The sequence below is a fragment of the Paraburkholderia phymatum STM815 genome (assembly GCF_000020045.1).
Classification (GTDB): domain Bacteria; phylum Pseudomonadota; class Gammaproteobacteria; order Burkholderiales; family Burkholderiaceae; genus Paraburkholderia; species Paraburkholderia phymatum.
Genome location: NC_010625.1, coordinates 260,732 through 278,781 on the forward strand (window position 1 = coordinate 260,732; position 18,050 = coordinate 278,781).

Below are 18,050 nucleotides of genomic sequence, written 5' to 3' on the forward strand. Positions count from 1 at the left end.
CGGCCGCCCAGGTGGCAAACCGTGTGCAGGCCGTCGCGATGGAAATGCACCACTCCGGACTGAAAAGCGGACCGGTGTCGTAGGAGCGGCAACGTGTAAGGTGCGACAACTTACACACAGTTTGCCACCTGGGCGGCGCCGACGATTCGCTGCCGCTGGCTACACCGCGGGAGATGGGAGCGGGTGATGCGCTCGTCCAAAGCGCTGGCAACGCGCGCATGCTAGCACGTTGCCGCACGAAGGACGGGGACGTTGGGGGCCCGTGGGTAAAGGTCAAGGATTGGCGGTGTGAGCGGCTTTCTTTGCTTACTTTCTTTGCCGCGGCAAAGAAAGTGAGTGCCGCCCCGCGCAGGGGCAACACATGAACACCGACATGAAATCGCGGATGCCAGCGAACAGCCGGCCAGCGAACAGCCGGCCAGCGAAGAGCCGGCAAAACCGCAGCGCGACCCTACCGCCACCCATACCCATACGGCCGATAAACCGGATATGCCGCGGCATATTGAACAGGCACGACAGGCGCAGGGCTGACATATACAGGCTGATATGACTGCACATATTGCACGGGCATTGGCATCGGCATCGGCGCCTGATAAGGCTGAAACACAACGGTCTGCATCTCTTCAGCCGACGGCCCGTCATACACAGGCGCCTGCGTATACATCACGGGCGCGGGCGCAGACCGATAGCGAGGCCGCGCCGCAGGAGGCGCATACTGCACTGGCGCCGCAGCATCGTCGTCGTCATAAGCGGCCTGCAAACGCTGCTGCGCAACCCGCGCCTGGCTCACTCGCCGCACCTGTGCGCCGTCGTCGCCCGGCTCACCCGAAGGCAGCGGCGGCGGTTGCTGCGCCGATGTCTTCGTGCGCTTCAACTGGTCGCGCAACGACGCATACGTTTCCGCGTCTTCCTTCGCGCGCGCGTTGTAGCCACTGTGATAGGCATCGCTCAAATCCTTCAGGCGTGCCTTGTTCTCTTCATCGACGGTCATCTGCTCTTCGCCCGGATCGAGCGACGCCTCCTCGATTACGCCGCCGCTGTCATAGGCTGACCGCGGCCCGTCAGCCCAAGCCGTAGCAGGCGAAAGGGCTGGACTCAAGGTCACGGTCAACGCCGCAGACCCGAGCAATGCGCTGATTCTCATGGTTGTTACCTCGCAGGTGGTCATAGACGGCAAACACAACTTTGTACGGAAGCCCGCTGCCGGTCCTATGACGGTCCTATGACGGCCGGCGACCCGCAGCAATCTCCATACACCCATGCTGCACGCGTGCATTTGCCAGGGACGGCCCCCGGCACCGGACGCGTCTCGGTGCGTCAGCGCGATCAACATGATGTGAATTAACTTGCCAGCATTCGAGCGCGCCGGATGCGATGTAACGCACATTGCGCGCGAGATTACCTATGAGGAAAAACGAGGTGTCGATTTGAACCGCCTGCTCGGCGGTTCCGGCGGCGAGTGCAGGTCGATTTCGGTAAGGATTGAGGCAGAAAAATGACGGCAGCTGTCGTGCGTCGAACGTGGTCCGCGAACCGAGCGTCAACCGGGATGCGTGACTTCGGCAGCTTCCGGCGCCGGTGCGCGGTAGCCCAGCCTCGCCGACAAGGCGGCGCCTGCTTCCTTGAGCAGGGCGACGTAGTGCAGCTTGGTATCCGCGCCGCAGCGCATCGTGGGGAACGACACGGAAAGACCGGCGATCACCCGGCCGAATCGGTCGAAGACAGGCACCGCGAGGCATCGCAAGCCTTCTTCCTGTTCTTCGATATCTTCCCCATAACCCTGCGCGCGAACTTGCGGCAGGATGCTCATCACGGCCTCGGCGGACGACAGCGTCTTCGCCGTCGATTTGCGCAGCTCGATGTGCGAGAGCACCTCGCGCGCTTCGGCGGGCTCCATCCACGCGAGCAGCACCTTGCCGATCGCCGTGCTATGCAGTGGATTGCGCCGCCCGACGCGCGACTGCATGCGCAGCCCGTAATCGGCGTCGATCTTGTGGATGTAGATGATCGCGTCTTCGTCGAAGGTGCCCAGGTGCACAGCCTCGCGCGTCGCATGACCGATGCGGCGCATTTCGATGTCGGCCTCACGCACGAGATCGACGCTTTCCAATGCCTTCGCACCGAGTTCGAACAGACGGATGGTGAGCCGGTAACGCTCGGTTTCCACTTCCTGCGTGACGTAGCCGAGCGCCTTGAGCGTCTGCAGCACGCGATGCACGGTTGTCTTCGACAGCGCGAGCCGCTGCGACAGTTCGCTGATGCCGATTTGCCCGCTGTCGCCGATCGCACCGAGAATCGCGAACACCCGCGCGACGGATGAAAGCGACTCGTTTCTATCGGCGGCGTCCGCGTCGGACACGAGCGGGGCGGCGGCGCGCTTGCGCGGCGCCGTGGTCTTGGGTTTGTCGATAGCTGCCATAAGTTTTCGCGGCGGTTGTCCCGCGCCGTCTTTCCACAACGATGTTGCCAATCGACGAAATATACCGTGCGCGCCTTGCAATTCACATCATCGCGCGAGCCAGCCGCCGTCGACGGCGAGCGTATGGCCGTGCACGTAATCAGAAGCGGACGACGCGAGAAACACCGCCGGCCCCGCGAGATCCTCGGGCGTTCCCCAGCGGCCCGCCGGAATGCGCGCGAGAATTTCGCCGTTGCGCCGCTCGTCTTCTCGCAGCGCGGCGGTGTTCAAGGTCGCCATGTAGCCCGGCGCGATCGCGTTGACGTTGATGCCGCGCGCCGCCCATTCGTTGGCGAGCAGCCGTGTGAGCCCGAGAATGCCGCTCTTCGACGACGTGTACGACGCGACGCGTATGCCGCCCTGGAACGACAGCATCGACGCAACGTTGATGATCTTGCCGCGCTTCTCATGCTCGACGAAGTGTCGCGCGACCGCCTGTGCGAGAAAGAACGCGCTCTTGAGATTCACGTTCATCACATCGTCCCAGTCGTCCTCGCTGAACGACAGCGCATCCGCGCGGCGGATGATGCCGGCATTGTTCACCAGCACGTCGATGCGCCCGCAGGCTTCGAGCGCGGCGCGCACGATGTCGTCGACGGGCGCGATGCTCGACAGGTTGGCGTTCACACCCGCATAGCGGCGGCCCAGCGCCTGCACGCGTTGCGCAGTGTCGCTGTCGTCGGAGCGGCTCACGCCGACGATATCGCAGCCCGCGGCGGCCAGCGCGCACGCCATGCCTGCGCCGAGGCCCGTGTTGCTGCCCGTGACGACGGCAACCTTGCCGCTGAGGTCGAACGGATGCATCGGTTGCAAAGTCATGCGCGATTCCTCTCGATGAAGTGCTTCAGCGCAGATCGCGCACGGCGAGATGATCCATGTCGCTGAACGCCTGGTTTTCACCGACCATGCCCCAGACGAACGCATAGGCGCGCGTGCCGACGCCCGAGTGAATCGACCAGCTCGGCGAAATCACGGCCTGTTCGTTGTGCACGAGGATGTGGCGCGTCTGCTGTGGCTCGCCCAGCATGTGAAAGACGGCGGCATCATCGGCGACGTTGAAGTAAAAGTACACCTCCATGCGCCGTTCGTGCGTATGGCAGGGCATCGTGTTCCAGAGGCTGCCGGGCTCGAGCCTGGTCATGCCCATCGACAGCTGGCAGGTGGGCAGCACTTCGGGAACGATGAACTTGTAGATCGTGCGGTGATTGCTCGTGGCGGGATCGCCGAGCGTTTGCGGCGATGCTTCGGCGAGCGTGATGGTGCGCGTCGGGTACGTCGCGTGGGCGGGCGCGCAGTTCAGATAGAACTTCGCGGGCCGTGCGGGATCGTCGCTGCCGAATGTGAGCGACTGCGTGCCCTTGCCGACATAGATGGCTTCCTCGTTGCGCACGACGAAGCGCTTGCCGTCCGCTTCCACCCAGCCGTCGCCGCCGATGTTGATCGCGCCCAGCTCACGACGCTCGAGCAGATAGCTGACGCCAATCGACTTGCCGATCGCGCTGGGCACTTCAACGGCGCGCGTCTGCGCAAACGCGCCGCCGACGATGATCCGGTCGATATGGCTATACGTGAGCGCGAGCGTGTCCGGCTCGAACACCTTCTCGACCAGGAACGCCTTTCTGAGACCGGCTGTGTCGAGCGTTTTCGCGTATTCGCTGTTCATGCCCTGTCTGACTTCCATGTCTCCTCCGCTGCGTTGGCGCCTCAGTGCTGGCCCGGGTTTCTGTGTGCGCAGTCTAGCATGAACGGAACGCCATTCCGAAATTGGAGATTCGTTAGCCGACCACATAGCGGGAACAGTGATTACGATGGAGGGTAAACGATTAATCTGCGCAAGTAATAAAACGGAACAGCGTTCCTGCGCCGATGCTATAGTCCGCGAACGGGCGGATGAAGCCGGACGCATACCGGACAGTCCGCCGTTCCCATCACCGGCCTGGCGTCGTATGGAGGAGACATGAAACTGAAGAAGGCAATCGACCGCGTACCGGGCGGTCTCATGCTGATACCGCTGTTGCTCGGCGCGTGCGTGCACTCGTTCGCGCCTGGCGCGGGCAAGTACTTTGGATCGTTCACGAACGGTCTGATCACGGGCACCGTGCCGATTCTCGCTGTCTGGTTCTTCTGCATGGGCGCGACCATCGACCTGCGCGCGACGGGCACCGTCCTGCGCAAGTCGGGCACGCTGCTCGTCACCAAGATGCTCGTTGCGTGGCTCGCGACGATCGTCGCTTCGTCGCTGCTGCCCATCGACGGGATCAAGACGGGGCTGTTCACAGGGCTTTCCGTGCTGGCGATCACGACCTCGATGGACATGACCAACGGCGGTCTGTATGCGGCCGTGATGCAGCAGTACGGGACCAAAGAAGAAGCGGGCGCGTTCGTGCTGATGTCGATCGAATCGGGGCCGCTCGTCAGCATGATCATTCTCGGCGCGACGGGTGTCGCGTTCTTCGAGCCGCGTCTGTTCGTGGGCGCCGTACTGCCGTTCGTGATCGGCTTTACGCTCGGCAATCTGGATAGCGCGCTGCGCGAACTGTTCGGCCGCTGCGTGGTGCCGCTGATTCCGTTCTTCGGCTTCGCGCTCGGCAATGGCATCGACCTGAACGTGATCGTGAAGAGCGGCATTCCGGGCGTGTTGCTCGGCCTCGCGGTGATCGTCGTCACGGGCATTCCGCTGATTCTCGCTGACAAATTCATCGCGGGCGGCAATGGGGCGGCGGGTCTTGCGGCATCATCGACGGCGGGCGCGGCTGTCGCCAATCCGTCGCTCATCGGCGAGATGATTCCGCGCTTCAAGCCGATGGTTCCCGCCGCGACGGCAATGGTCGCGACGGCATGCCTCGTCACCGCGATTCTCGTGCCGATCCTCACCGCGATGTGGTCGCGGCGAGCGCGGGTGAAGGCGGGCGTGAACCAGCAGATCGAAGAAGACAGCGTGGGCGAATTGAAGCCGCTCGGCGCGCACGAATAACGCGCACGCTGCAACGAGAAGCGGCGCGCACGGGTACAGTTGCCGTGCGCGCCGTTGTCACGTTAGCCCTTGCACCACTGGCCCTTCAGACCCTCACGCGCGGCTTGCCGCATGCGGGCGTCCAATCGCGAGGTAATGCACGAGCGCGATCACGGGGAACGCCGTCGCGACGCTTGCCACCAGCGTCCAGCCGCCATGCTCGTAGAGCGGGCTCGCGAGCGCCGAGCCGATCGCGCCGCCCACGAAGATACTCGTCATGTACAACGCGTTCAGCCGGTTGCGGCTCGCGGCATGCAGCGCGTAGATTTCGCGCTGGCCGAGCACCATGTTCATCTGTACCGCGAAATCGAGCACGACGCCCGTTGCGACGAGAGCGCCGACACCCCAAGCAGGATGAATCAGCGCAGGCGTATAGGCCAGCGCGCCGACGATCAGCGCGATCAGCGTCGCGCGCACCGTGTGGCCTGCATCCGCGAGCCGGCCAGCGATGGGCGCCGAGGTCGCGCCGATTGCGCCAACCAGCGCGAACACGCCGATCGACGTCTGTGACAGCCCGTAATGACGTGTCAGTTCGACGGGCACGGCCGTCCAGAAGAGACTGAACGACGCGAACATCAGCGCCTGATACAGCGCGCGATGACGCAGCACAGGCATCGTGCGCACGAGATGGCCGAGCGACGCGATCAGTTGCGGATACGTCGCCTGATGCGAGGGCTGGCGAGACGGAATGGTCAGCGCGAGCACGGCCGTGACGATCGTCATCAGCACGGCGGCCGAGCCAAATACGACGCGCCATCCAAAGTGACCCGCCACGATGCTCGAGATCGGACGCGACAGCAGAATGCCGAGCAGCAACCCGCCCATGATCGTGCCGACCACGCGTCCGCGCGCCGCGTCCGGCGCGAGATGCGCGGCGAGGGGAATCAGGATCTGCACCGCGACGGAGCTGAAGCCGATCAGCAACGAGACGGCGAGGAACGCGCCCGGCGCCTGCGTGAACGATGCAGCGGCGAGACTCGCGATCGACACCAGCGCCGTCGCGATCATCAGCTTGCGGTTTTCGAGCAGATCGCCGAGCGGCACCAGAAAGAACAGGCCGAGCGCATAGCCGATCTGCGTGAGCGACACGATCAGGCTCGCCATGCCGTTCGACATGTGGATGGACGGTGCGATCAGTTCGGTGATCGGTTGCGCGTAGTAGAGATTCGCGACAATCGCGCCGCAACTGAACGCGAACAGTGCGATCAGGCCGCGCGTGAGCCCGGCAGCGGTTTCGCTGCGCGCGAGCGTCGATGGACTGCTGGACATGCTGACTCCTTTCCGTTAATTGCGTGGGTATGACCTGAATGCTCGCGACGTGCACGACGGATGCGCGCGTTCATGCAGTGCTGCCTTGCGTGACGGCCGCGCGCAGCGCATGTGCGAACACGGCGGGCGGTTGCGCGCCGCTGATCGATATGCCGTCGATCCACACGGTCGGCACGCTGTTGATTACCGCCCGTTGCGGGCACGACTGCGCGCCGGTCAGTGCGCGGTTGCCTTCGTCCGATATCAGCCAGGCGCGCGCCCGGCTCGCATCGAAACCTTGCTCTTGAGCGATCGCGACCAGCGTATCGATCGATCCGATATCGCGGCCTTGCGAGAAATACGCGGCGAAGATTGCATCGAAAACGCGCGCGACGTTTTCACGATCCCCGTGCAGCATAGCGAATTGCATGAACTGGTGCGCGCGGCGTGTATTCGGTGTGCGTGCAACCTTCGCATAATCGAATGCCAGCCCCGCGGCGACGCCGGCCGCCGTGGCCTGCGCGTCGAGCATTTGAGAGCGCGCCCAACTGCCGAATTTCTGCGCGCGATATGCGCGGCGGTCCATGCCTTGCACCGGCATCGACGGATTCAGTTCAAACGGCAAGTAGCGGACTTCGACAGGCGCACCTGGCGCGGCGGCCTGCATGCCCGCGTTGAGATTCGTGTGACCGATCCAGCACCACGGGCAGATGAAGTCATAGGCGAAGGCGATCTGTACGGCTTGCATCGGCTGCTCCTCGAAAACGGATGGGCACAGATTAGCCGTTGCGCTGTGCGCTTTGAATCCATGAGGAAAGCAAACGTCCGTTGCGCTGAACGCAACCAGCGTCGCGGGCATAATCGCCCGCATGGACAAATTGCTTGCGTTGAATACATTGCTCGAAGTCGCCGATGCGGGCGGGTTCGCGAAGGCCGCCCAACGTTTGGGCGTCGCGACATCGTCGGTCACGCGGCTGATGGATGCGCTCGAAGCCTCGCTCGGCACGGCATTGCTCACGCGTACGCCGCGCAAGGTCAGTCTGACCGACGCGGGCATGGCCTACGTCGAGCAGATTTCGAAAGTGCTCGACGATCTTGCCGAAGCCGACGAAAGCATTCTCGACAGCGGCGCGTCGCCCGTCGGCGCGTTGCGCATCACCGTGCCGTCCGCGTACAACCGCACGCAGCTGGCGCCGCATCTCGCCGCGTTTCTCGCGGAATATCCCCGCATCGCGCTCGATGTCGTCGTCGCCGATCATTTCGCGGACCTCGCCCTCGATCGCATCGACGTGGCCGTGCGAATTGGTTTGATCTCGCGCGATCCGAATCTCGTCGTGAAGAAGCTCGCCGACAATCCGCGCTATGTGGTCGCGAGTCACGACTATCTGCAACGCGCGGGAACGCCGCCTGCGCCCGTTGCCCTCAACGAGCATGAATGTCTGCGCATCGCGTATGGCGGCAGTTATCGCGCGCGCCAGGTCTGGACGTTCAGCCGGAATGCGCTACAGGAACGCGTCGATGTGCGCGGCCGGCTCATTTCGAACAGCCTCGAAATGCTGCTGGAAGCGGTGCTCGCCGGTCACGGCATCGCGCTATTGCCGGATTGGCTCGTCAATCACGAGATCGGCGCGGGACGTTTGATGCGCCTGTTCGCGGACTTCGACGTGACGCCGCAAAACGGCGAAGCCGTCGTGTATGCGGCGTATCTGCCGAATCGCCGTCATTCGAGCAAGGTCAGGGCGCTGCTGCGGTTTCTCGAAGCACGCGTCGGCGGCGGTTCGACAGAAAGCGCGGCCTGGCGCGTCCCACCCGTTTCATAACCCGCCCACGCCGCGCGTATTCAACGCGTACGGTCCATGCGTCAAATGCTGCTTCAGAAAGTCGACGCACACGCGAAGCTTCGCGGACGATGACGCGCGCGCCGACGTCACGGCCCACACGTCGGCGGGCTGGTGGTGTTGCGGCAGCACGCGCACGAGCGCGCCCGATTCGAGGCTCGACGCGACGTCCCACACCGACACCATGATGATGCCGTCACCATCGAGCGCCCATTGCTGAACGATGTCGCTGTGATTCGACGCGATCGGGCCCGTCACCTTGACCGACTTTTCGCCGTCCGGGCCCGTCAGGCGCCACGCGCCGAAGCGCTGATCGCGTTCGCGAAACAGCAGACAGTCGTGCTGCGCGAGATCGGCGAGCGTGCGCGGCGTGCCCGCGCGCTTCAGATACTCGGGCGATGCGCAAAGAATCCGCGCGCTCCCGACGATCTTGTGTGCGATCAGATGCGGCTCCTGAATGTTGCCGACGCGAATGTCGATATCGAAGCCCTCGCCGACGAGATCGACACGGCGGTCGAGCAACTCAAGCCAGATTTCGAGCCCCGGGTAACGCTTGCGCAGCAGCGAAAGAATCGGCGACACATGCTCGCGGCCCAGCCGCAGACTCGTGCTGATGCGCAGGACGCCACGCGGGTCGCTTTTCAGACCCGCGAAAGCGTCGGCCATGCCTTGCACGTCGTCGAGGATCTTTTGCGCCCACTGGAAGGCGGCTTCGCCGTCGCTCGTCACGCTGACACGGCGGGTCGTGCGCATGAAAAGTTTCACGCCCAGGCTCTTTTCGAGCAGCGCGATGCGCTTGCTGACGTGAGAAGGCGAGATGCCCATTTCCGCCGACGCTGTGACGAAGCTCGCGCGGCGCGCCACGGTACAGAATAGCTGCAAGTCGCGCAGGAAGCCGTCATTCGTGGCTAACAGCGCATGATGATTTTCCATCTGGACTGATTATGTTGGTGATTGGCACGAGTAATCTAGTCCCAATTCACGAAGCCGTCCAATCCCTGGGTGGACACATACCGCGAAATCATGAGACGAATCCAGCTTGCCGTTGCGGGCGCCGGGCTTATCGGCCGGCGCCATATCGAACTGATCCAGCAGAATCCGCGCTGCCGTCTGACCGCGATCGTCGATCCCGGGTCCGCTGCTGAACAGGTGGCGCATCGCGCGGACGTGCCGCTGTTTCGCACACTCGGGGAGCTGATGGAAAAATGCCGTCCCGACGGCGTGGTGCTCGCGACGCCGAACCAGCTGCACGTCGAGCAGGCGCTGCAATGCGTTGACGCGCGGGTGCCCGCGCTGATCGAAAAGCCCGTCGCGCATACGCTCGACGAAGGGGAGCGCCTGCGTGTCGCTGCCGATGCGGCGGGTGTGCCGCTGCTGGTCGGCCACCATCGCGCGCACAGCCCGATTCTCGCGACGGCGCGCGAAATCATCCAGCAAGGGCGGATTGGCAAGGTTGTCGGCGTGATGGGCAGCGCCGTCTTCTACAAGCCGGATGACTATTTCGACGCCGCGCCGTGGCGGCGCGAAGCGGGCGGCGGTCCAATTCTGCTCAATCTGATTCACGAGATCGGCAATCTGCGTTCGCTGTGCGGCGAGATCGTCGCCGTGCACGCGTTTGCGTCGAATGCGGTACGCCAGTTCGCCGTCGAGGATACCGTCGCGATCAATCTGCGCTTCGAGTGCGGCGCGCTCGGCACGTTCCTGCTGTCGGACACGGCAGCTTCGCCGCGCAGCTGGGAGCAAACCTCGCGGGAGAACACGAGCTACGCGTCTTATGATGACGAAGACTGCTATGTGATCGCGGGGGACATGGGTTCGCTGGCGGTGCCGACAATGCGCCTGAAAACCTATGCGCGCAAAGAGGACCGTTCGTGGTGGAAGCCTTTTGACAAGTCGGTGGCGGGCGTGGAGCGGGCGGACCCGCTCGAACGGCAACTGGAACACTTCTGCGATGTGATAGCGGGCAGCGCGCATCCGCTCGTCACCGTACACGACGGCCTGCGAAACCTGCGCATCACCGACGCCATCGCGGAATCGGCGCGAACGGGCGCGATCGTCGATACGCGGCTGCACGCAACGCTCTGATTGCAAACAACGAGGAGGTGAGATGAAAAAAGTACTGATGCTGCACGGGATCAACCACAACATGTTCGGCAAACGCGACCCCGCGCAATACGGCACCGTGACGCTCGAAGAAATCGACAGCCAACTGCAGGCGCTGGGGCGCGAACTGAATGTCGAGGTTGAGAGCTATCAGACCAATCACGAAGGCGACATGTGTCTGCGGATCCATCAGGCATTCACCGACAAGACAGATGCCGTGCTGATCAACGCAGGCGCATGGACGCATTACAGCTACGGGATTCGCGATGCACTCGCGATTCTCACCGTGCCTGTGGTCGAGATTCACATGTCGAACATTCATGCGCGCGAGCCGTTCCGTCACCATTCCGTCTTCGCGGAAATCGTGAAGGGCCAGATTTGCGGGTTCGGCGTGAATAGCTATCTGTTGGGATTGCGTGCGGCCGTCGCGGCGCTTGCGTGAGTCCGGTCGCGCGCTCAGGCCTGATTGTGTGGCGTGGTCGCTTTCATAGCGTAGTGATAGGTACAGCGCTTGCTCCGGTTCTGGAACGTCGCCGCGCTTGCGGAGCGGAACATCACTCGAGCAACGGAGGTCGGATCATGCTTTATTACGCTTTGGTTTTTTTCATCATTGCGATCATAGCTGCCGTATTTGGCTTCGGTGGGATCGCGGCGGGCGCGGCCGGGATCGCCAAGATCCTGTTCTTCCTCTTCCTCGTTATCTTCATCGTGACGTTGCTGATGGGTGTCGTGCGGCGCTGACGCAGCGCCTGGGTGAGGCGGAAGAATATTCCGCCTTGCCGTTTCCATTGGCCGGCCTATGCCTGGTCCTGCGTGGATGCAATGTCCGCGCGAATATCGTTCGTGGCCTTCGCGAAAGATAAAAAGTGTTTTCCTTTTTCGACGCCATTGCGGTACATCGACCGCAAAGCCCCTTCTCCTCGGGCAGATCCGTTCGATCGCCCGAATCAGCCCTGAAATAAGCCCTTTTCTACTGTTTTGGAATTGGGACAAGCCTGGGCATAATGCGTTAAGTACATTGGGGTTGAAAGGGGGACGCATGTGCGTGTCTTTTTTACCGGCCCCATTGCACTAATTAGCTGGTCCCTTCCTCGCTCGCGGCGACGCCCCGGGTAGTCCGGCCACTTTCCATTCCGTCCTGTCACGCGCACCGTGCGCAGTGCACTCTGTTTTATTGTTCGCGCGAATACGCGAAGGCCGCGGTGCGGCCCGTTTTAGGAATCAACTGATGAAACCGGCAAAGAATACGTTCTGGTCCCGTTACGGCCGCTATGTGACGCTTGGCGTGACGGCAGCGGCGTTCGTGGCGCTCGTGACTTTTCTGCATTTGCGCCACGATCAACGCAAGGTGCAGGGGCCGCCGGTTTTGACGGGCGTCGCGAGCGACATGCGCAAGGACGCGGCTTCGTGGACGCATCAGGAGCGCGATGCATCCGAGATGCTGAGCGACATTCGCGAGCGCAACGTGACGGCCATCGGTGTGAGCCCGAATGCGATTCTCGTGTCGACGGCGAATGGCGCGAAGTACTATGTCACCGATCACAATTCGGCCTTTTCCAATGCGCTGCTGCTGGGCGAGATGAAAGCGGATGCGCGTTCTCCTTATCAACTCGTCTTCTTGCCGGACGCCGATATTCATACCGGTTCGGCGCGCTGGATGGACGCGTTCGACAAGGCACGCGACGCAATCAGCGTGCTGCTGCCGCTGCTGCTGATCGGCGGGCTCGTGTGGTTCATGCGCCGCGAAATGACGGGCGGCGCCCGCCTGCTCGAGAAGACGCCGGCGCTTTCGTTCGAAGACGTGATCGGCGCAGGCGAAGCGAAGGCTGCACTGTCCGACATTCAGGCGTATCTGACCAATCCGAAGCAGTTCACGGGCATGGGTGTGCGCGCGCCGTGCGGCATCCTGATGACGGGCGGTCCCGGCGTTGGCAAGACGCGTCTCGCCCAGGCGCTCGCGGGCGAGTGCGGCGCGAACTTCATCTCGATCACGGGCAGCTATTTCAGCGCGAAGTACTACGGCGTCGGCATTCAGAAGGTCAAGCATCTGTTCGAGCTCGCGCGCAAGAATGCGCCGACGGTGATCTTCATCGACGAAGCCGACGGTCTCGCAAAACGCACGGATACGGGCGGCGGTCCCGTCGAAGCCGAGAGCAACCGCGTGATCAACCAGCTGCTCGCGGAGATGGACGGGTTTGCATCGAACGAAGGCGTGATCATCGTCGCGGCGACGAATCACCCCGACAACCTCGACGAAGCATTGCGCCGTCCGGGTCGTTTCGATCGCACGGTGGCGGTGCGTCTGCCCGATCTCGAAGATCGCGCGGAGATCATCCGCTTCTACGCCGCGAAGCTGACCTCGAAGGCCGACGACATCGATTTCACCCAGCTTGCCCGGTTGACCACGGGCCTGTCGCCGGCAACGCTGTCGATGGTCGTGAATCAGGCGGGACTCGTCGCGCGCAAGGCCGGCGACGATACGGTCGCGGCCAGGCACTTCATCGAAGCGATCAAGATCGCCCGCATCGGCGACGTGAATGGCGCGGAACGCGCGCTCACGGAAGACGAGCGCACGCGCATCGCCGTTCACGAAGCCGGGCACGGACTGGTGGCGGCGTTGCTGGGCACGGGCATTCTCGAAGAAGTGACGATCCTGCCGCGCGGCGGCGCATTGGGCGTCGCGCTGATCACGAAGACGCAGGACAAGCATCTGTATCGCGAAACCGAAATGCGCAATGAAATCCAGGTGCTGCTGGGCGGGCGCAATGCCGAACTGCTGATGTTCTCGGAAGCATCGAGCGGTGCCGCGCAGGACTTGCAGGAAGCATCGCGCATCAGTCTCGACATGGTGTCGAAGTTCGGCTTCAATGCGGACGGCAACCTGTTCAGTCTCGCGGCGCTGCCCGCGCAATATGCGGGCCTGCAGATGAAGGGGGCGATCGGACACGCGAACATCCTGCTGAAGGATCTGAACGACGCATGCTATGCACTGCTGCACGAGAACGCGCCCGTGCTGCGCGCGATTGCGGACCAGTTGCTCGAATCGGAGACCGTGCCGGGTGAAACCGTCTATCGCCTGATCGACGAACACAAGAGCAGCCGGGAATCCTTGCATCTGGCGGAGCAGCCCGCGGCGGCATAGAGCCGCCGATTTCGCGCACAACGCGACACATGCCGGGAAAGCAGGAACTTCCGCTCAGCACGATTTGTCCACGGACCTCGCGGCCTTTATAGGCGCAGTCTCGAACGCGAGGAGGACAGTCGATGGACAAAAGACGCGTTGCCGCGCTCGACGCAGGTCGGGCGCTCGCGATCGTCGGGGTAGTCGCAGTACACCTGTCGTTTCAGTTTCCTAATCTGCCGCACGCTGTCGCGCTGATTGCCCGTATGGGCCAATACGGCGTGCAGCTGTTCTTCGTGATCAGTGCGATCACGATCTTCATGACGCTCGAAATCGATCACGAGCGTTGTGCGGATGCGCGGCACGTCACATTGCGTTTTTATATTAAGCGCTTCTTTCGCATCGCTCCGCTGTATTACGCGGCGATTGCCGTCTACGGCGCGATCAGTTACTGCGCGATGCATTCCGGCTTCGAGCGCGCGTGGGTGCTCGGTTCGCACGGCCCCGTCGATATTCTGCTCAATGTGCTGTTCCTGCATGCGCTGTCGCCGACGGCGATCAATAACGTCGTGCCGGGCGGATGGTCGATCGGCGTGGAGATGCTGTTCTATCTGATTGCGCCGCTGCTGTTTTTTGCCGCGATGAATCGCGTGCGGCTCATGCTGGCGACGCTCGCGCTGCTGGCGCTCTCCGTCGCCACGCTGTCGTTCGGCGATTGCAACGGCACGCTCGATTGTCAGGTCAGCAACAACTCGTTTAGCTACTTCTGGCCCCCCGTGCAGGGACCGTGCTTTATCGTGGGCATGTGGGCATGGTATGGATTCCGTTCGCATCTGCTGGGTACTTCGAATATGACAAAGCGCGGCGCATGGATGTACTTTGCATTGGCCGTCATGTTCGCGTTCGCGACGGCTGCGTTCGGCGTGTGGCTCGCGAAGTCGCACGCGTTTGCGCCCATATTTGCCGCATGCGCGGCCGTTGCGTTCCTGCTGTTCGTCTGCTCGCAAAGCGATGTCGTGCGCCGCATGATGCAGTCACGCGCGACGCTTTTCGCCCGGCAGTGCGCCTCGGCGTTAGGACGGGAGAGCTACGGCATCTATCTGTGGCACTTCATTTGTGTGTACGCGACGTTCCATTTCTTCGAAGACAGGTTCCGGCGAACGGATCGCGACCTGTCCCTCGCGCTTTACGTCGTCACCGTGCTGACCGCGTTGGTCGCGTCGTATGGTTTGTCGCGTCTGTCCGACCGCCTGATCCAGGGACGCGCGACCCGCCTGTCGCGCAAGCTGCTATCGCGCGTCGACGGGTGCTTTCACGGATCCCGCTGAGCCTGGTGCACTGCGGCATGACGTGGCCTTAACGTGGCCTTAGATACGTCTTTGGTCCAATATCGCATTCCTGCCGCGCCCACTACCATTCAGGAAAAGGCGAGCCTGGCGATGCCGGAGGAGGCGCAATGGACACCACGATGCAGGCGGCGGGCGCAGAGCAGGAGACGCGCGAACCGGTGCTGGATACTGTCGACCGCGTATCCGAACTGTGCTTCGGGCTGTATATGGCGTTGACCTTTGTCGGCGCCGTCTCCGCCGTCACGGCAGGCGAAGACGCGGGTCGCAAGATGCTGTATTCCGCGCTGGGCTGCAATCTTGCATGGGGACTCGCCGATGCCGTGATGTTCCTCGTGCGCACGTTGACGAATCGCGACCGGCGCGTGACGCTCGCCATGGCCGTACAGCGCGAGCAGAATCCCGCTGTCGCCGTGCAGGCGTTGCGCGATGCATTGCCGAAGGCGCTGAAGACGCTCGTCGCCGATTCCGAGCTCGAAATGATCCGTGCACGGATCGCGGCGAGCCCCATGTTGCACACTCGCGTGCGTCTGGTGCGCGCCGACTTTATCGGTGCGCTGGGCATCTTCCTGATCGTCGTAATCTCCACGTTCCCTGTTGCATTGCCGTTCGTCGTGCTCAGTGATGTCAAGACGGCGCTCATCGTTTCGCGCGTGCTGACGCTCGTGATGCTGTTCGGTGCAGGCTATGCGCTTGGCCGCTTTTCGGGCGTAGGCAGCATGCGAGCGGGCCTGTCCATGACAGCGCTGGGTGTTCTGCTGACCATGGCGATCATCGCGCTAGGCGGTTGAGCTTGATCCGAAAGCTCTTTGATAGTGTGTGCATGCTTATCGTCAGTCTTGAAATGCGGCACGCATGCTCCTGTCGTGCCCGGGTACTGACGGGCGTCTTCGTCTGTCGGCGCTAACGCCCCGTCGCATCAGCGTTCTTCAGGCGTTATGTTTTTTGCGCATGACCCTCATGCGCAATTGGCATTGGACGCGGCCGGGCCATTTCGCGACCATCCCGCACTCGCTCGACGGCACCAGAACCGTCGACGATACCTCTCGCGGCGCAGCGCGCGACAGCCGTTGCGCTTCGCTATCGAATGACAAGGAAAGCCGGAATGCCTCGATGCCGACGTCAGACGGCAACGGGAGATTCCGTGCATCTGAGATATGAGGAAGACAATTGAATAATTCCATTCAACGGCACATCGGCCCGTTCGCGCTGATGCTGACGGGACTCGGCTCGATCATCGGGTCCGGCTGGCTGTTCGGCGCCTGGAAGGCGGCCAAGATTGCGGGCCCTGCGGCGCTGTGCGCGTGGGTGATCGGCGCGGTGGTGATTCTCGCGATTGCGCTGACCTACGCGGAACTGGGCGCGATGTTCCCGGAGTCGGGCGGCATGGTGCGTTACGCGCGCTACTCGCACGGCGCGCTGGTGGGCTTCATCAGCGCGTGGGCCAACTGGATCGCCATCGTGTCGGTGATTCCGATCGAGGCTGAAGCGTCGATCCAGTACATGAGCACGTGGCCGTACGAATGGGCGCATAACCTGTTCATCAACAGCGAGTTGACGACACCGGGCCTGCTGCTGTCGGCGGTGCTCGTGGTGATCTACTTCATGCTGAACTACTGGGGCGTGAAGGTATTCGCGCGCGCCAATACCGCGATCACGATCTTCAAGTTCATCATCCCCGGTCTGACGATTCTCGGCCTGATGATGAGCGGCTTTCACAAGGAAAACCTCGGCGAAGCGAGCACGTTCGCGCCATACGGCTGGTCGGCGGTGCTGACGGCCGTCGCGACGAGCGGCATCGTGTTCGCGTTCAACGGTTTCCAGAGCCCGATCAACCTCGCCGGCGAAGCGCGCAATCCGGCGAAGAGCGTGCCGTTTGCGGTGATCGGCTCGATCCTGCTGGCGCTGGTGATCTACGTGCTGCTGCAGGTTGCGTACATCGGCGCAGTGAGTCCGGCCGACGTGATGAAGGGCTGGAACCAGTTCAACTTCAAGTCGCCGTTCGCGGAACTGGCGATCGCGCTGAACCTGAACTGGCTCGCGATCCTGCTGTACATCGACGCGTTCGTCAGCCCGAGCGGCACGGGCACGACCTACATGGCGACGACCACGCGCATGATCTACGCGATGGAGCGCAACAACACGATGCCGAAGATCTTCGGCAGCGTGCATCCGCTGTACGGCGTACCGCGTCCGGCGATGTGGTTCAACCTGCTGGTGTCGTTCATCTTCCTGTTCTTCTTCCGTGGCTGGAGCTCACTGGCAGCGGTGATTTCGGTGGCCACGGTGATCTCGTACCTGACGGGCCCGATCAGCCTGATGGCGCTGCGCCGCTCGGCAACGGACCTCGAGCGTCCGCTGCACATTCCGGGCATGGGGCTGATCGCACCGTTCGCGTTCGTGTGTGCTTCGCTGATCCTGTACTGGGCGAAGTGGCCGCTGACGGGCGAGATCATTCTGCTGATGATCGTCGCGCTGCCGGTGTACTTCTACTTCCAGGCGAAGTCGGGCTTCTCGGGCTTCAACCAGGACCTGAAGGCGGCGTGGTGGCTGGTGGCGTACCTGCCCGTGATGGCGATCCTGTCGCTGATCGGCAGCAAGCAGTTCGGCGGCATGGGCGTGCTGCCGTATGGCTGGGACATGCTGGTCGTGATCGTGTTCTCGCTGATCTTCTATTACTGGGGCGTGCATACGGGTTATCGCTCGGATTATCTCGACGAACGTGATGCCGTCCACGGCGACAAAGCGTTCGACTACGCGACGGCGGGCGTACAGGCCGACGAGTGGATGTCGGCGCGCTAATACGCTCACGCTGAAGCGGCCGTGAGCGTCGGTGGCCCGCACATGCACCGCTGAAATATTGTCGGTGCAGAATGGCGCTCGCGCTGCGGGCCGAGGCTGTTCTCGCCTCACCGTGAAAGCG

The 18,050-nt window shown here is 62.7% G+C and carries 16 protein-coding genes; 9 read left to right on the forward strand and 7 right to left on the reverse strand.

Features of this window, described 5'->3' with window-relative positions; translation table 11 throughout:
• Window positions 1–451: 451 nt before the first annotated feature.
• The 4 genes from BPHY_RS28810 to kduI form a co-directional block, all read right to left on the reverse strand.
• On the reverse strand, window positions 452–1,144 hold the full coding sequence (locus tag BPHY_RS28810) for a hypothetical protein (protein ID WP_012404983.1): 693 nt from the start codon (window positions 1,142–1,144) through the stop codon (window positions 452–454).
• Between the two features lie 396 nt (window positions 1,145–1,540).
• Window positions 1,541–2,419, reverse strand: coding sequence for a DNA-binding transcriptional regulator KdgR (kdgR, locus tag BPHY_RS28815; RefSeq protein ID WP_012404984.1), 879 nt, complete (start codon window positions 2,417–2,419; stop codon window positions 1,541–1,543).
• An 87-nt stretch (window positions 2,420–2,506) separates the two neighbouring features.
• Window positions 2,507–3,277, reverse strand: coding sequence for a 2-dehydro-3-deoxy-D-gluconate 5-dehydrogenase KduD (gene kduD / locus BPHY_RS28820; RefSeq protein ID WP_012404985.1), 771 nt, complete (start codon window positions 3,275–3,277; stop codon window positions 2,507–2,509).
• 25 nt (window positions 3,278–3,302) lie between these two features.
• Window positions 3,303–4,139, reverse strand: a complete 837-nt coding sequence (gene kduI / locus BPHY_RS28825) for a 5-dehydro-4-deoxy-D-glucuronate isomerase (protein WP_012404986.1) — start codon at window positions 4,137–4,139, stop codon at window positions 3,303–3,305.
• A gap of 276 nt (window positions 4,140–4,415) precedes the next feature.
• On the opposite strand from kduI, the gene kdgT reads away from it, so the two are divergent.
• Entirely contained in the window at window positions 4,416–5,432 is a 1,017-nt protein-coding gene (gene kdgT, locus BPHY_RS28830) for a 2-keto-3-deoxygluconate transporter (RefSeq protein WP_012404987.1), read from the forward strand.
• A 93-nt stretch (window positions 5,433–5,525) separates the two neighbouring features.
• Here kdgT and BPHY_RS28835 read toward each other — a convergent pair whose 3' ends face one another.
• Entirely contained in the window at window positions 5,526–6,740 is a 1,215-nt protein-coding gene (locus BPHY_RS28835) for an MFS transporter (protein ID WP_012404988.1), read from the reverse strand.
• 70 nt (window positions 6,741–6,810) lie between these two features.
• Window positions 6,811–7,467 carry a DsbA family oxidoreductase gene (locus tag BPHY_RS28840; protein ID WP_012404989.1) on the reverse strand — a complete coding sequence of 219 codons (657 nt, stop codon included), beginning with the start codon at window positions 7,465–7,467 and terminating at the stop codon, window positions 6,811–6,813.
• A gap of 121 nt (window positions 7,468–7,588) precedes the next feature.
• Between BPHY_RS28840 and BPHY_RS28845 the strand changes: the two genes are divergently transcribed.
• On the forward strand, window positions 7,589–8,539 hold the full coding sequence (locus tag BPHY_RS28845) for a LysR family transcriptional regulator (protein WP_012404990.1): 951 nt from the start codon (window positions 7,589–7,591) through the stop codon (window positions 8,537–8,539).
• Here the strand turns inward: BPHY_RS28845 and BPHY_RS28850 are convergent.
• Window positions 8,534–9,490, reverse strand: a complete 957-nt coding sequence (locus tag BPHY_RS28850; RefSeq protein ID WP_012404991.1) for a LysR family transcriptional regulator — start codon at window positions 9,488–9,490, stop codon at window positions 8,534–8,536. The two genes, BPHY_RS28845 and BPHY_RS28850, sit on opposite strands and share 6 nt — an antisense overlap.
• A 90-nt stretch (window positions 9,491–9,580) precedes the next feature.
• On the opposite strand from BPHY_RS28850, the gene BPHY_RS28855 reads away from it, so the two are divergent.
• From BPHY_RS28855 to BPHY_RS28885, 7 genes are all read left to right on the forward strand, one after another.
• Complete coding sequence (locus BPHY_RS28855; RefSeq protein ID WP_012404992.1) at window positions 9,581–10,642, forward strand: Gfo/Idh/MocA family protein; 1,062 nt, start codon at window positions 9,581–9,583, stop codon at window positions 10,640–10,642.
• Window positions 10,643–10,664: 22 nt separating this feature from the next.
• Window positions 10,665–11,102, forward strand: a complete 438-nt coding sequence (aroQ, locus tag BPHY_RS28860) for a type II 3-dehydroquinate dehydratase (RefSeq protein ID WP_012404993.1) — start codon at window positions 10,665–10,667, stop codon at window positions 11,100–11,102.
• Between the two features lie 137 nt (window positions 11,103–11,239).
• Window positions 11,240–11,401, forward strand: coding sequence for a DUF1328 domain-containing protein (locus tag BPHY_RS39965; RefSeq protein ID WP_012404994.1), 162 nt, complete (start codon window positions 11,240–11,242; stop codon window positions 11,399–11,401).
• A gap of 487 nt (window positions 11,402–11,888) precedes the next feature.
• A complete protein-coding gene (locus BPHY_RS28870; protein ID WP_012404995.1) occupies window positions 11,889–13,802 on the forward strand; it encodes an AAA family ATPase in 1,914 nt (637 codons plus the stop codon).
• A 122-nt stretch (window positions 13,803–13,924) separates the two neighbouring features.
• Window positions 13,925–15,109 carry an acyltransferase family protein gene (locus tag BPHY_RS28875; RefSeq protein WP_012404996.1) on the forward strand — a complete coding sequence of 395 codons (1,185 nt, stop codon included), beginning with the start codon at window positions 13,925–13,927 and terminating at the stop codon, window positions 15,107–15,109.
• Between the two features lie 128 nt (window positions 15,110–15,237).
• Complete coding sequence (locus BPHY_RS28880) at window positions 15,238–15,918, forward strand: VIT1/CCC1 transporter family protein (RefSeq protein ID WP_012404997.1); 681 nt, start codon at window positions 15,238–15,240, stop codon at window positions 15,916–15,918.
• A 379-nt stretch (window positions 15,919–16,297) separates the two neighbouring features.
• Window positions 16,298–17,929 carry an APC family permease gene (locus tag BPHY_RS28885; protein ID WP_012404998.1) on the forward strand — a complete coding sequence of 544 codons (1,632 nt, stop codon included), beginning with the start codon at window positions 16,298–16,300 and terminating at the stop codon, window positions 17,927–17,929.
• The last annotated feature ends 121 nt before the right edge of the window (window positions 17,930–18,050 follow it).